This is a genomic window from Thiomonas sp. TH-17, assembly GCF_057473305.1.
Genome location: NZ_JBYCKI010000087.1, coordinates 1 through 11,417, shown reverse-complemented (window position 1 = coordinate 11,417; position 11,417 = coordinate 1). Strand labels below are relative to the sequence as shown.

Below are 11,417 nucleotides of genomic sequence, written 5' to 3'. Positions count from 1 at the left end.
TTCGGAATATGCCCCGAGGTGCGCGTTTCGCCGTAGAGGTAGATGGGAATCTCGGCGTTGCGAAAGCGGATCTCCTCAATGAAGGCGCGCAGGTTGTGCAAAGCCTTCGGTTCCACGCCCTCTTCCGCGGTGGCGAATTCCTCATCGTCGATAGAGAGAATGAAAGCGCTCACCCGGCTTTGCTGCTGCGCGAAGCTGGAGAGATCGCCATAGCTGGTCACGCCCAGCACCTCCATGCCCTCCTTCTCGATGGCCTGCGCCAGTGCGCGAATGCCGAGGCCTGACGAGTTTTCCGAGCGGAAGTCCTCGTCGATGATGACAATGGGAAAACGAAAGTGCATGACGGCTCCGACGCGGAAGGGATAAAGTGCGAGAGTGTAGGAAATCTGTGTGAAGCGCCCTGCTTCGCGCCATAAATATTGGGAGCACCCGAGATGGACAACCCGACCGCCTGGTGGATTCTGGCCGGTTTCTTTGTCGCGATGGAACTGGTCAGCGGCACCTTCTATTTGCTGATGCTGGCCGTGGGCGCCGTGGCCGGCGCACTGGCGGCGCACGCCGGGCTGCCCATGCCCTGGCATTGGGTGGCGTTCACCGTGGTGGGCGGCGGCGCGGTGATCGCGTTGTATCTGACCCGGCGCGTTTTCGGCAAACGCACGGCCGCTGATGTGCGGCACGACAACCTCGATCTCGGCGCCACGGTCGATGTGTCCGCCTGGTCGGCGGACGGCGTCGCGCGGGTGCATTACCGGGGTTCAGATTGGTCTGCGCGGCCGCTCAGGCGCGGCCCGCTGCAAACCGGCCCGCACCGCATCGCCGGGCAAGACGGCAATGTGCTCCTGATCGAACCGCTGCCCGCCGCACCCGCTACGTCATCGCTCGACACGAACGCACAACATAATCCGGGCTGACGCGCTTAGCCCGCATTGATCAACCAAGGGAGACTTTCATGGAAATCGCCATCATTCTGGCCGTCATCGCCGTGCTGTTCATCAGCCGCGGCATCAAGATCGTGCCGCAGCAAAACGCCTGGATTCTGGAGCGCCTCGGCCGCTACCACTCCACCCTGCAACCGGGGCTCAACATCATCATTCCCTTCATCGACAGCGTGGCCTACAAGCACTCGCTGAAAGAAATTCCGCTCGACGTGCCCAGCCAGATCTGCATCACCAAAGACAACACCCAGCTCACCGTGGACGGCGTGCTGTATTTCCAGGTGACTGATGCCATGCGCGCCAGCTACGGCTCGTCGAACTACATCGTCGCCATCACCCAGCTGGCGCAGACCACGCTGCGCTCGGTGGTCGGCAAGCTCGAACTCGACAAGACCTTTGAGGAGCGCGAATTCATCAATCACAGCGTGGTGAATTCTCTCGACGATGCCGCCGCCACCTGGGGCGTGAAGGTGTTGCGCTACGAAATCAAGGACCTCACGCCGCCGAACGAAATCCTGCATGCCATGCAGCGCCAGATCACCGCCGAGCGTGAAAAGCGCGCCGTGATCGCCACATCCGAAGGCGCGCGCCAGCAGGCCATCAACGTTGCCGAGGGCGAGCGCCAGGCCTTTATTGCCCGCTCTGAAGGGCAGAAGCAGGCGGCCATCAACAATGCGCAAGGCGAAGCCGCCGCCATCGAGGCCGTGGCCGACGCGACGGCGCACGCGCTGGAAGTCGTGGCCAATGCCATTCAAAAACCCGGCGGCGCCGAAGCCGTACAGCTCAAGGTCGCCCAGCAGGGTCTGGACACCTATGCCAACCTCGCCAAATCGAGCACCACCCTCATCGTGCCGGGCGACATGAGCCAGGCCGCCGGCCTGATTGCATCGGCCATGACGGTGCTGAAGAAAACGCAGTGAATGCGCCACTCTCTTCCAGCTCGGCACGCCAGGCCGCGCTGGCCGCACTGATCGAGCCCGAACCGGCGCGCAAGGTCACGCTGGCGCTGGCCCTGCGCGACGATCTGCGCGTCGGGCTCGTGAACATCGACCCGCGCACCTGTGTGCAAACGCCGCCTCGCGCCGCCCTGCCCGGCCGCCCGGAAAAGCCTGAACTGATCCCCGCCCAGCAGATGCCCCGCCGCAACCCGCGCGACCCCAAAGGCCACGCCGCGCTGCTGCACGCCATTGCGCACATCGAGTTCAACGCCATCAACCTCGCGCTCGATGTTGTTTGGCGCTTTCAGGACTTGCCCGAGGATTTCTACCGCGACTGGATTCGCGTGGCCGCCGAGGAAGCCGAGCACTTCACCCTGCTGCGCAATCACCTGCGCGGTATCGGCGCCGAATACGGCGACTTCCCCGCGCACAACGGCCTGTGGGACATGGCCGAGAAGACCGCTGGCGATCTGCTCGCCCGCATGGCGCTGGTGCCGCGCACCCTCGAAGCCCGGGGGCTGGACGTGAACCCCAGCATTCGCGCCAAGCTGGCCGCAGCGGGCGATGCGCGCGGCGCGGAAATTCTCGACCGCATTCTGACCGAAGAAATAGGCCACGTCGCCATCGGCAACCGCTGGTATCACTGGTCCTGTGCCCAGACGGGTCGCAATCCCCTCACCGCGCACGACGAACTGGCCACCGCTTTCGGCGCCCCGCGGATCAAGCCCCCGTTCAACCGCGACGCCCGGCTGCAAGCGGGGTTCAGCGCTGAAGAGCTGGAAATTCTCGAAAAAGCGTGTACTTGAAGCGTTTTTTCGACGGCCTCAAAAACCGGAGCCCGGCAGCTTCAGAAATTCAATTTCCTCGTCCGTCGATCCCCGCCCGAGGATGACGTTGCGGTGCGGGTAGCGGCCAAAGCGGTCGATGATGGCTTTGTGGCGCAGCTCGAAATCGAGGTTGTTCGCCAGCCCGTTGGCGCGGAACAGGGCTTCGGCCACGACATGAATCGCGGCGGATTCGCTGTGCATATAGGGCATGTACGCAAAGGTGCGCTGTTGCTGCGTCAGCGCCTGATCGGCGCCGCAGGCCACCGCCTCCTGCGCGAGGGTGAGCGCCTGCGCATCGGCGGCGAAGGCGCGCGGATCGCCCCGGAACAGATTGCGCGAAAACTGGTCGAGCACGATGATTTCCGCCAGTCGGCCCAGCGGCGTTGTTCTCCACGCAAACAGTTCACAGCGCACCGCCTGGCTATGAAGTGCACCGAAACGTGTGCGCAGCAGCGCGTCGAAGGCCGGGTCGGCTTTGAACCATTGCGCGGGCTCGATCTCGCTGAACCAGAAATCGAGGACGGCATCGGGCGCGAAGTTCATTTGGCCTCCCTTGCCGAGAGCCCGGCGTGCGGCCGACGTAGCCAGTCTTCGAGCACCCGGGCGTGGTTGATTTGCGGGTCGTGCGCAGCGAACAGCAAGGTGACGCGCCCTGCCCGCAGCGCGTGGCCCAGGGTCTGCAGCGCAGCGGCATCATCCGGCAAGGCGTCGAGTTCGGCCGTGTAGCGGTTGGAAAACTCGGCAAAGCGCTCCGGCTCATGCCCGAACCACACCCGCAGCGCCGGGCTGGGGGCGAGGTCTTTCAACCAATGGTCGATGTGGGCGCCGTCTTTGCGCAGACCGCGCGGCCAGAGGCGGTCGATGACGATGCGCGCGCCGTCGTCAGAACTCGGCGGGTCGTAGGCCCGCCGAATCTGCAGATCGAGGCGCGGCGCGGTCATGGCAGTAAGTCGGGCGGTACGGCGTTACCGCCCGGTGCGGTACATATAGCGGTTGATCTGCGCCATCTCCGAGGAGGTGCGGCGGTAGAGGTGATCGAGGCTGATGATGGCCACTTCGAGCAGCAGCACGGCGAGCAGCGGGCGCTCAAGACGCAGGCGGTTGTACATGACGCGGCTGATGCGCAGCAGGCGGGTGTCTTCGCCGGCGCGCAGGCGGACTTCGCGCGGCTTGCGGTCGAAAAAACTCATCTCGCCGAGCATTTCTCCGGGCATGATCTTGCCGATTTCCATTTCGCTTTCGGGCAACTGAGCCATCAGGCAGCCCTGCCCTTCAAGCACGAAAAACAGGCTCTCGCCGACCTGGCCGATATCGGCGATGACCTCGCCTTTCTTCGGCGCCATGAGATCGCAGTAGTCGAGAAAATCGTGAATTTCCCGGCGGGTGAGGATGGTGGTATCCACGAGCTGACCCAGAAAATGGGCCAGGGCTTCGCGGTCTTCCGGGGTGAAGGTCAGGCGTTCCATGATGGTTGATTTCAAAGTGAAAATGGGTTGGAAAGCGGGGCTGCAAAGCGTTGCAGAGTCATGCTATCGGTTGCCCTCGCGAATTCATAGCCCGAAATAGCTGCGAATACCCGACAACAACATATTCACGGCAATGGCGGTGAGGATGAGGCCCATGAGCTTTTCGGCGGCGTTCATCACCGAGTCGCCCAGCCACTTGAGCAGGGTTTCGCTCATCAGCAGCAACCCGCCGGTGACGGCCACCGCCAGGCTGAGCGCGCCCACCCAGGTCCAGATTTCGCCGGGCTGACGTGAGGCAAGCAGCAAGACCGTGGCCAGCGCGGACGGCCCGGCCAGCAGCGGCACGGCCAGGGGAAAGATCAAGGGCTCACGACTGCTCTCGCCGCCGAAAATTTCAGACGTGGTGGAGAAAATCATCTTGATCGCCACCAGCAGCAGAATGACCCCGCCGGCCACTTCGATGGAAGGCTGACTGAGGTTCATCAGTTTCAGAAAACCGTGTCCGCCAAACATGAAAGCCAGCAGCACGGCGTAGGCGATGCCGATTTCGCGCAGCGCCACGGGCAGGCGGCGTTTGGGTGGCAGCTTGCGCATGACCGCGATGAAAAATGGCAGATTGCCGAAAGGGTCGAGGATCAGCAGCAGCAATACGAAGGCGGACCAGAAATTGTCTTGGGCCATAACGGGGCAAAGCGCGATCAGGCGCGGGGATGGTGGCGGGCGTGCAACGACTTGAGCCGTTCGCGCGCGATGTGGGTGTAGATCTGCGTGGTGGAAATATCGGCATGGCCGAGCAGCAATTGCACCACACGCAGATCGGCGCCGTGGTTGAGCAGATGGGTGGCGAAGGCGTGGCGCAGGGTGTGGGGCGACAGCGGCACGTCGATGTCGGCCTTGCGCGCGTAGGCCTTGATGCGCATCCAGAACATCTGCCGCGTCATGCCGGTGGTTTCGCGGGCACTTTGCCCACTGCGCGCGGTGACGAACAGAAAGGGGCTGTCGCGCCCCTGCAGCAACTCATGGCGCGCGGTACGAAGGTAATTCTGCAGCCAGTCTTGCGCGGCGCTCCCGAACGGCACGAGTCGCTCTTTGCCGCCTTTGCCCGCAATCTGCACCACGCCCTGATCGAGCGACACGCGTACCACCGGCAGCGCCACCAGTTCGCTCACCCGCAGGCCACTGGCGTAGAGCAGTTCGAGCATGGCGCGGTCGCGCAAGCCCAGCGACGTGTCCACCTCGGGGGCGGCGAGCAGCGCTTCCACCTGCGCTTCGCTCAGGGTCTTGGGGCGGCGCGGCGGCTGGCGGGCGGTGTCGATCTGCAGCGTGGGGTCGTCGGTGCGCAAGTGCTCACGCAAGGCCCAGCGGTAAAAGCGGCGCAACACCACCAGCCGCCGGTTGGACGAGGTGGCCTTGCTCTGCAAAAATCGGGCGGCGATATAAGCCTGCACATCGCGCAGCGTCGCCTCGATCAAGGGTGGGCGCTGCGAAAAAGCCAGCCAGCGCGCCATAAGCGTGAGGTCGCGGCGGTAGGCGGCGAGGGTGTTGGGCGAGAGGCCATCTTCCAGCCAGAGGGCGTCGCAAAACCGGTCGATCGCGGCGGCGCAGGCTTCGGGCGCGGGCGGCCATTCGAGGTGAAGCGGGGCTTCAGGCATGGCGACGAGCCGATTGAGAGCTGCTTTCATGCTGCAGCAGCCAGCGTTTGATGCCCAGCAGATAGCCGTCTTGCGCGGTGGAATGGGCAAAGCCGCCCAGCCCGCCTTGCGCGACGATGCGGTGACACGGCACAACGGGGGCGAACGGGTTGGCGGCGCAAGCCTGCCCCACGGCGCGGGCGGCACTGTGCAATTCCTGCGCGGCATCGCCATACGTGCGCGCCTGCCCCGGCGGAATCTGCTGCAACAGCGCCCAGACCCGCCGCTGAAACGCCGTGCCCGCCATCGCCAGCGGAAGGTCGAAGCGATACGCCGGATCGTCGCCATAGGCGCTTAGTTGCGCGGCCAGAGCGCGGCTTAGCGGCGTGGACGGCGCGATGAGCGGGGTGTCTGGCGGAAGATATTCCAGGCGCAGCACCCATTCGTCGGTGCAGAACAGGCCCATGCGACCGAAAGGCAGCGCGATGACCGCGTCTGGATGGGCCGGGTTTTTTGTGAGCGGCATGGCTTGAACATCAGGCAAAAAGCAGACGCACAGGATACCCCGATGCCCACCGGGGCTGCGGCTTTCTCCGAGAATGCGGGCATGACTTCCGCTGCTCTGGATTTTCCCGCCGCTGCTCCGCCCGCGAGCCGCCCTTGGCCGCCGCTGGCGCAGCAGTTCGCCGCTCTGGGCGACGCATTCAGCGTGCCGGTCGCGGTCAGCCCCCTGCCCGACCCCGTGCTGGTGGCCAGCAGCGCCGATGCCGCGGCGCTGGTCGGCCTGACTGCGCCCGTCAACCCGGAAGATGAGCAGGACTGGGCGCGGGCCTTTGGCGGCCATGTTGCGGCGATCAGCGGCGGCAGCCGCGCCACGGTGTACGCCGGACATCAGTTCGGCAACTGGGCCGGGCAGCTTGGCGACGGCCGCGCGCTGCTGCTGGGCGACTGGCCAGACGCCAGCGGCGGGCAGCACGGCGGCGGCTATGCCCGTTGGGAAGTGCAATTCAAGGGCAGCGGCCGCACGCCGTTTTCTCGCATGGGCGACGGCTGGGCGGTGCTGCGTTCCTCCATCCGCGAATTTCTGTGCTCGGAAGCCATGGCGGCGCTGGGCATCCCCACCACGCGGGCGCTGTGCCTGGTGGGCTCCAGCCGCCCGGTACGGCGCGAGCGCATCGAAACCGCGGCCATGGTCACCCGCCTGTCGCCGAGCTTTGTGCGCTTCGGCCATTTCGAGCATTTCAGCTACAGCGGCCAGACCGAGCAGTTGCGCGCGCTGACCGACTGGGTGATCGCCCAGTACTGCCCAGACTGCGCCGATGCCCCGCAGCCCGCGCTGGCGCTGTTGCAATGGGTGGTGGCCCGCACCGCGCGGCTCATCGCCCAGTGGCAGGCGGTCGGCTTCATTCACGGGGTGATGAATACCGACAATATGTCCATCCTGGGCTGGACCATCGACTACGGCCCTTTCGCCTTTCTCGACGCCTACGACCCGCTGCACACCCCCAACACCACCGACCGTGGCGGACGCTACGCCTACGGCCGACAACCCGCGGTGGCGCACTGGAATCTGCTGGCGCTGGGCCAGGCCCTGCTGCCGTTGATCGACAAGCCCGAATCGGCGCTGGCCGCGGTCGATCAATTTCGCCCGCAGTATGTGCAAGCCATGCAGCAACAACTCGCCGCCAAGCTCGGGCTGACCGAGCCGCAGCCGGGCGACGGCGATCTGTTTCAGGATCTGCTCGACACGATGGCGGCCAACCGCAGCGACTGGACTCTGAGCTTTCGCCATCTCGCCCAACTTGCCGCCGACGCACAGGCGCCCATCCCCCCCGCCCTCGCGGCGCAATTCGCGCGCGAGCCGCAACGGTTTGCCGACTGGGCGGCCCGCTACCGCGAGCGCCTGCGGGCGGAAAGCAGCGACGACGCAGCGCGCGCGGCGGCGATGAATGCCGTCAATCCGCACGTCGTGCTGCGCCACCATCTGGCGCAGGCCGCCATCGCCCAGGCCGAAGCCGGCGACTTCACCGAAGTGCGCCGCTTGCTGCACGCGCTCACGCGGCCTTTCGATGCGCACGCCGCGCCGCCGCATTACGCTGAACCCCCGCCGGAACACGCGCCGCCCGCCTGCCTGTCCTGCTCATCCTGAAAGGAGCCCCCATGTCCAAGCCCGCCCCCGAAGACACGAATGACGCCCTCTGGCGCAGCAAACTGAGCGAGGAGCAATACCGCGTGACGCGTTGCAGCGCCACCGAGCCGCCGTTCACCGGCCTGTATTGGGACCACCACGGCGACGGCGTCTATCGCTGCGTGTGCTGCGGCACGCCGCTATTCGACTCGCACACCAAATTTGAATCGGGCAGCGGCTGGCCCAGCTTCTGGCAGCCCACCGCGCAAGCCGTCATCCGCGAAGTACGCGACGCCAGTCACGGCATGGTGCGTACCGAAGTGCAATGCGGGCAATGCGGCGCGCATCTCGGTCACGTGTTCCCCGACGGCCCCAACCCCACCGGCCTGCGCTACTGCATCAACTCGGCCGCACTCGATTTCTCCGAGCGTCAGGCAGGAGAGGAAGGTGCAGCCGAGCGAAGCTGATCGCGCCACAACCAAGCCGCCCCGCGCACCCCGGAAGAATCGCCGTGCTGCGCGGGCAGCAGACGGGTGCGCACCGTATCGGAGAACACCCAGCCCCCCCAACGGCGCGGCACTTCGTCGTACAGCTCAGTCACATTGCTCATGCCCCCGCCCAGCACGATGACTTCCGGATCGAGCAGATTGATCACCTGCGCCAGTGCCCGGGCCAGCCGGTCGGCATAGCGGATGAAACTCGCCCGCGCGGCGCTATCGCCCTCGCGCATGGCCGCGATCAACTCCTTGGCGCTGCGCTGCTGGGCCCGCATTTGCCCAACCCGCGCGAAATGATCGGCGGCGAAGCCCGGCCCACTCAGCCAGGTTTCGATGCAGCCCTGCAAACCACACCAACAGCGCGGCCCCGGCAGTTCACGCCAGGCAGACGGTAGGCGCGGCCAGGGCAGCGGGTTGTGACCCCACTCCCCCGCCACCGCATTGCGGCCCAGCCAGTCCGCGCCGTCGATGGCGATGCCTGCCCCCGAGCCAGTGCCCAGAATCACCGCAAACACCACGCGAGCGCCCTGCCCCGCGCCGTCGATTGCCTCGCTGATCGCCAGACAGTTGGCATCGTTGTGCAGGCGCACCGGCCGACCCAGCCGCCGTTGCAGGTCTTGCAGCAGCGGGCGGCCATTGAGCACGGTGGAATTGGCGTTGCGAATCAGCCCGGAAACCGGCGACACCGAGCCCGGAATCGCTGCGCCCAACGGCAGCCTGCAGCCGAGTTGCCCATCGGCTCCCGCCACCAGCGCGGCGATGGCCTCGATGGTCGCGTCATAGTCGCCCTGCGGCGTATCGCACCGCTCGCGCAGCAAAAACCGGCCTTCGCCATCAAGTGCAGCCACCTCGATCTTGGTGCCGCCCAAATCGAGGCCGAGGTAGGCCGTTGGTTTAGACCGGTCCACGTTGCTGGATCGGTTGTATGTCACGTTTGCAATGTCGCTATCCATTCGTCAGGCTGGTCTCTATTGAGTGCGTCACCGAATCCGGGAGCGGGTCAGCTTGAACGATGGGAGGTCCCGATCCGCTTGCTGTATGCGAAGAAGACTTCGTCCCGAACCCATCCGAGCGCCTCATAGACGCCCTGCGCTGCCTTGTTGGTCTTGGCTGTAGAGAGATCCATGCGCGCTTTTCCGTTCTCGGCGGCAAGCTTCTCGGCCGCATTCAGCAGCGCGGTGCCCGTGCCCGATCTTCTGCCTTCTGGCGAGACGAACAAGTCATACAGCGAGTAGATGGGTTTCGCCTCGACTGAGCAAAACGTGGGATAGAGTTGGCAAAAGCCGACTATCGCTTGAGTCGCATCGACCGCCAGAATCACGACAGACTCTTTGTTCTGTAGCCTCGCCGTTAGAAACTGCTTGGCCAAGCCCTCGTCGGCGGCTTGTCCGTAGAACTGGCGGTAGGCGTCGAACAGGGGAGACAGGGCCGTGACGTCTTCGAGTGTTGCGATTCGGGTCGTGATCATAAGCGGGAGGTTTCGAGGCCTGACATTCGAGTTCAGCGGGGGGATTGGGGCCTGTGATTGAGGTCTAGAACAGTAGCAAAGCTACAAGCCAGGTCTGACCCCATCCGCGCATCATCGTGGGGAACGAGTACCACAACATTTCCGCGCTTGCGGCGAGATGCCACGCGTGCGTGCGCCTCGCGCATCTGGGAGAACTCGTAGCGCTCGTCGATCAAAGGGCGAAGAACGCCTTCCGTTGCGAGTTTGGCAAGGCGCTCAGCGACCGCACGCGACTCAGGCGCGACGCCCGCGATCACTTTCTTGCTTCCGAGCACGGAGACGAACGGGGCTCCCATGATTGTGGAGAGCGAGCCGGCGACCGGGAGCAGGCGTCCGCCGCGGCGCAGCGCGTGCCTGCACCGGGACATGGAAGTATCCCCGACGGTGTCGACGATCACGTCGTACCCCTCAGTGGCTTGGAATGGATCTTCGCGCGTGTAGTCGATCACTTCGTCAGCTCCCGTTGTCCGGACAATCTCGGCGTTCGCTCCGCTGGTGACTCCCGTGACGTGCGCACCAAGATGCTTCGCAAGGCTGACGGTCGCGGTGCCGACGCTGCCCGAGGCTCCAATGACGAGAACACGCTCGCCAGGCTGGAGCGAGGCCTTGCCGAGAAAGTGGAGTGCCGTCCCGCCACCGAACGAAAGCGCAGCGGCTTCTTCGAACGACAGCCCTTGTGGCTTGCGCGCGAGGTGCTCGTTCTCACCGAATGCAACGAACTGCGCGTGGCAACCCATCCGCCAACCGTTCGCCCCGAACACCGCATCGTCCACGCGGAACCGCGTGACCGAGCGGCCAACGTGGGCCACTACACCCGAGAACTCACCGCCCAAGATGGCCTTTCGCGGACGGCGTAGACCGAAAATGAGGGGGGCGATCGGTCCAAACCCCTTCGGCATATCCAGCGTGCGCGCGCGCCAATCGGCAGCCGTGACCGTCGTCGCGAGCACCTTGATGAGAATCTCGTCGTCCTTCGGAACCGGCGTCGGCACCTCCTCAAGATGGACCACCTCGGGCCCGCCGTATTCACGATACACCCATGCTTTCATGCCGCGCACTTCCAGCAACTGTGGCCTTTAGAAATTCTCGCCCGTGCACGTCGAACGAAAACCCGAAAATTCTGCAAAAGATGAGCTGCGAGAGAAATACAGGTATCAATGATTCCTGAAACACGACATACCCGTTCTGCGCTTTTTGAGCTGTTGCGCACTATACAAAAGGGCCCGGAAGGTGGGCTGCGTGATCCGGATGTTCGACGCCCGGCGGCTATGCGCTCACCGCACTACGCCGAGAGTTCCCCCAGCAACTTCAGCAGCCCCGCTTCGTCGAGCACGGTCAGGCCGAGTTCCTGTGCCTTGGTGAGTTTGCTTCCCGCCTCCAAGCCGGCAATGACGTAATCGGTCTTTTTCGACACCGAGCCGGCCACCTTGCCGCCGGCCGCTTCGATGCGGGCCTTGGCGTCTTCGCGGCTCAGCGTGGGCAGGGTGC

Annotated in this window: 16 protein-coding genes; 5 read left to right on the top strand and 11 right to left on the bottom strand. The window is 64.9% G+C overall.

Annotation, left to right across the window (positions count from 1 at the left end; all coding sequences use genetic code 11):
- On the bottom strand, positions 1 to 341 hold a 341-nt coding region (locus tag AC2VLV_RS05685; RefSeq protein ID WP_486989050.1), incomplete at its 3' end, for an Orn/Lys/Arg decarboxylase N-terminal domain-containing protein.
- A gap of 93 nt (positions 342 to 434) precedes the next feature.
- On the opposite strand from AC2VLV_RS05685, the gene AC2VLV_RS05680 reads away from it, so the two are divergent.
- The 3 genes from AC2VLV_RS05680 to AC2VLV_RS05670 are packed head-to-tail and all read left to right on the top strand — an operon-like array spanning position 435 to position 2,679.
- Complete coding sequence (locus AC2VLV_RS05680) at positions 435 to 911, top strand: NfeD family protein (protein WP_486989049.1); 477 nt, start codon at positions 435 to 437, stop codon at positions 909 to 911.
- 38 nt (positions 912 to 949) lie between these two features.
- A complete protein-coding gene (locus tag AC2VLV_RS05675) occupies positions 950 to 1,855 on the top strand; it encodes an SPFH domain-containing protein (RefSeq protein WP_486989048.1) in 906 nt (301 codons plus the stop codon).
- Positions 1,852 to 2,679 carry a ferritin-like domain-containing protein gene (locus AC2VLV_RS05670; RefSeq protein WP_486989047.1) on the top strand — a complete coding sequence of 276 codons (828 nt, stop codon included), beginning with the start codon at positions 1,852 to 1,854 and terminating at the stop codon, positions 2,677 to 2,679. The genes AC2VLV_RS05675 and AC2VLV_RS05670 overlap by 4 nt, the downstream gene beginning before the upstream one ends.
- Before the next feature lie 18 nt (positions 2,680 to 2,697).
- Here AC2VLV_RS05670 and AC2VLV_RS05665 read toward each other — a convergent pair whose 3' ends face one another.
- The 6 genes from AC2VLV_RS05665 to AC2VLV_RS05640 form a co-directional block, all read right to left on the bottom strand.
- Positions 2,698 to 3,243, bottom strand: a complete 546-nt coding sequence (locus tag AC2VLV_RS05665) for a DUF924 family protein (protein ID WP_486989046.1) — start codon at positions 3,241 to 3,243, stop codon at positions 2,698 to 2,700.
- Positions 3,240 to 3,641, bottom strand: a complete 402-nt coding sequence (locus tag AC2VLV_RS05660) for a DUF488 domain-containing protein (RefSeq protein WP_486989045.1) — start codon at positions 3,639 to 3,641, stop codon at positions 3,240 to 3,242. The genes AC2VLV_RS05665 and AC2VLV_RS05660 overlap by 4 nt, the downstream gene beginning before the upstream one ends.
- A 24-nt stretch (positions 3,642 to 3,665) precedes the next feature.
- On the bottom strand, positions 3,666 to 4,166 hold the full coding sequence (locus AC2VLV_RS05655) for a cyclic nucleotide-binding domain-containing protein (protein ID WP_486989044.1): 501 nt from the start codon (positions 4,164 to 4,166) through the stop codon (positions 3,666 to 3,668).
- An 84-nt stretch (positions 4,167 to 4,250) separates the two neighbouring features.
- Positions 4,251 to 4,847: a MarC family protein gene (locus AC2VLV_RS05650; protein WP_486989043.1), complete on the bottom strand. Its 597-nt coding sequence runs from the start codon at positions 4,845 to 4,847 to the stop codon at positions 4,251 to 4,253.
- A gap of 17 nt (positions 4,848 to 4,864) precedes the next feature.
- Positions 4,865 to 5,818 carry a site-specific tyrosine recombinase XerD gene (xerD, locus tag AC2VLV_RS05645; protein WP_486989052.1) on the bottom strand — a complete coding sequence of 318 codons (954 nt, stop codon included), beginning with the start codon at positions 5,816 to 5,818 and terminating at the stop codon, positions 4,865 to 4,867.
- Positions 5,811 to 6,323 (bottom strand): methylated-DNA--[protein]-cysteine S-methyltransferase, encoded by a 513-nt coding sequence (locus AC2VLV_RS05640; protein ID WP_486989042.1) that lies wholly within the window; start codon positions 6,321 to 6,323, stop codon positions 5,811 to 5,813. Before AC2VLV_RS05640 ends, xerD begins: the two co-directional genes overlap by 8 nt.
- 81 nt (positions 6,324 to 6,404) lie before the next feature.
- On the opposite strand from AC2VLV_RS05640, the gene AC2VLV_RS05635 reads away from it, so the two are divergent.
- Both AC2VLV_RS05635 and msrB read left to right on the top strand, forming a co-directional pair.
- Positions 6,405 to 7,946, top strand: coding sequence for a protein adenylyltransferase SelO (locus AC2VLV_RS05635; RefSeq protein WP_486989041.1), 1,542 nt, complete (start codon positions 6,405 to 6,407; stop codon positions 7,944 to 7,946).
- 11 nt (positions 7,947 to 7,957) lie between these two features.
- A complete protein-coding gene (gene msrB, locus AC2VLV_RS05630; protein WP_486989040.1) occupies positions 7,958 to 8,392 on the top strand; it encodes a peptide-methionine (R)-S-oxide reductase MsrB in 435 nt (144 codons plus the stop codon).
- Here msrB and AC2VLV_RS05625 read toward each other — a convergent pair.
- The 4 genes from AC2VLV_RS05625 to AC2VLV_RS05610 all read right to left on the bottom strand — a co-directional run.
- A complete protein-coding gene (locus AC2VLV_RS05625) occupies positions 8,356 to 9,330 on the bottom strand; it encodes an ROK family protein (RefSeq protein WP_486989039.1) in 975 nt (324 codons plus the stop codon). The two genes, msrB and AC2VLV_RS05625, sit on opposite strands and share 37 nt — an antisense overlap.
- Before the next feature lie 92 nt (positions 9,331 to 9,422).
- The gene (locus AC2VLV_RS05620; RefSeq protein ID WP_486989038.1) at positions 9,423 to 9,890 is read right to left on the bottom strand and encodes a GNAT family N-acetyltransferase; all 468 of its coding nucleotides are present in this window, start codon (positions 9,888 to 9,890) and stop codon (positions 9,423 to 9,425) included.
- A gap of 32 nt (positions 9,891 to 9,922) precedes the next feature.
- Positions 9,923 to 10,987, bottom strand: a complete 1,065-nt coding sequence (locus tag AC2VLV_RS05615; protein WP_486989051.1) for an NAD(P)-dependent alcohol dehydrogenase — start codon at positions 10,985 to 10,987, stop codon at positions 9,923 to 9,925.
- Between the two features lie 224 nt (positions 10,988 to 11,211).
- On the bottom strand, positions 11,212 to 11,417 hold a 206-nt coding region (locus AC2VLV_RS05610), incomplete at its 5' end, for a BRCT domain-containing protein (RefSeq protein WP_486989037.1).

Coding starts and splice junctions, on each gene's coding strand:
- AC2VLV_RS05680 (WP_486989049.1), top strand. CDS start 435: ATGGACAACCCGACCGCCTGGTGGATTCTGGCCGGTTTCTTTGTCGCG.
- AC2VLV_RS05675 (WP_486989048.1), top strand. CDS start 950: ATGGAAATCGCCATCATTCTGGCCGTCATCGCCGTGCTGTTCATCAGC.
- AC2VLV_RS05665 (WP_486989046.1), bottom strand. CDS start 3,243: ATGAACTTCGCGCCCGATGCCGTCCTCGATTTCTGGTTCAGCGAGATC.
- AC2VLV_RS05660 (WP_486989045.1), bottom strand. CDS start 3,641: ATGACCGCGCCGCGCCTCGATCTGCAGATTCGGCGGGCCTACGACCCG.
- AC2VLV_RS05655 (WP_486989044.1), bottom strand. CDS start 4,166: ATGGAACGCCTGACCTTCACCCCGGAAGACCGCGAAGCCCTGGCCCAT.
- AC2VLV_RS05650 (WP_486989043.1), bottom strand. CDS start 4,847: ATGGCCCAAGACAATTTCTGGTCCGCCTTCGTATTGCTGCTGCTGATC.
- xerD (WP_486989052.1), bottom strand. CDS start 5,818: ATGCCTGAAGCCCCGCTTCACCTCGAATGGCCGCCCGCGCCCGAAGCC.
- AC2VLV_RS05640 (WP_486989042.1), bottom strand. CDS start 6,323: ATGCCGCTCACAAAAAACCCGGCCCATCCAGACGCGGTCATCGCGCTG.
- AC2VLV_RS05635 (WP_486989041.1), top strand. CDS start 6,405: ATGACTTCCGCTGCTCTGGATTTTCCCGCCGCTGCTCCGCCCGCGAGC.
- msrB (WP_486989040.1), top strand. CDS start 7,958: ATGTCCAAGCCCGCCCCCGAAGACACGAATGACGCCCTCTGGCGCAGC.
- AC2VLV_RS05620 (WP_486989038.1), bottom strand. CDS start 9,890: ATGATCACGACCCGAATCGCAACACTCGAAGACGTCACGGCCCTGTCT.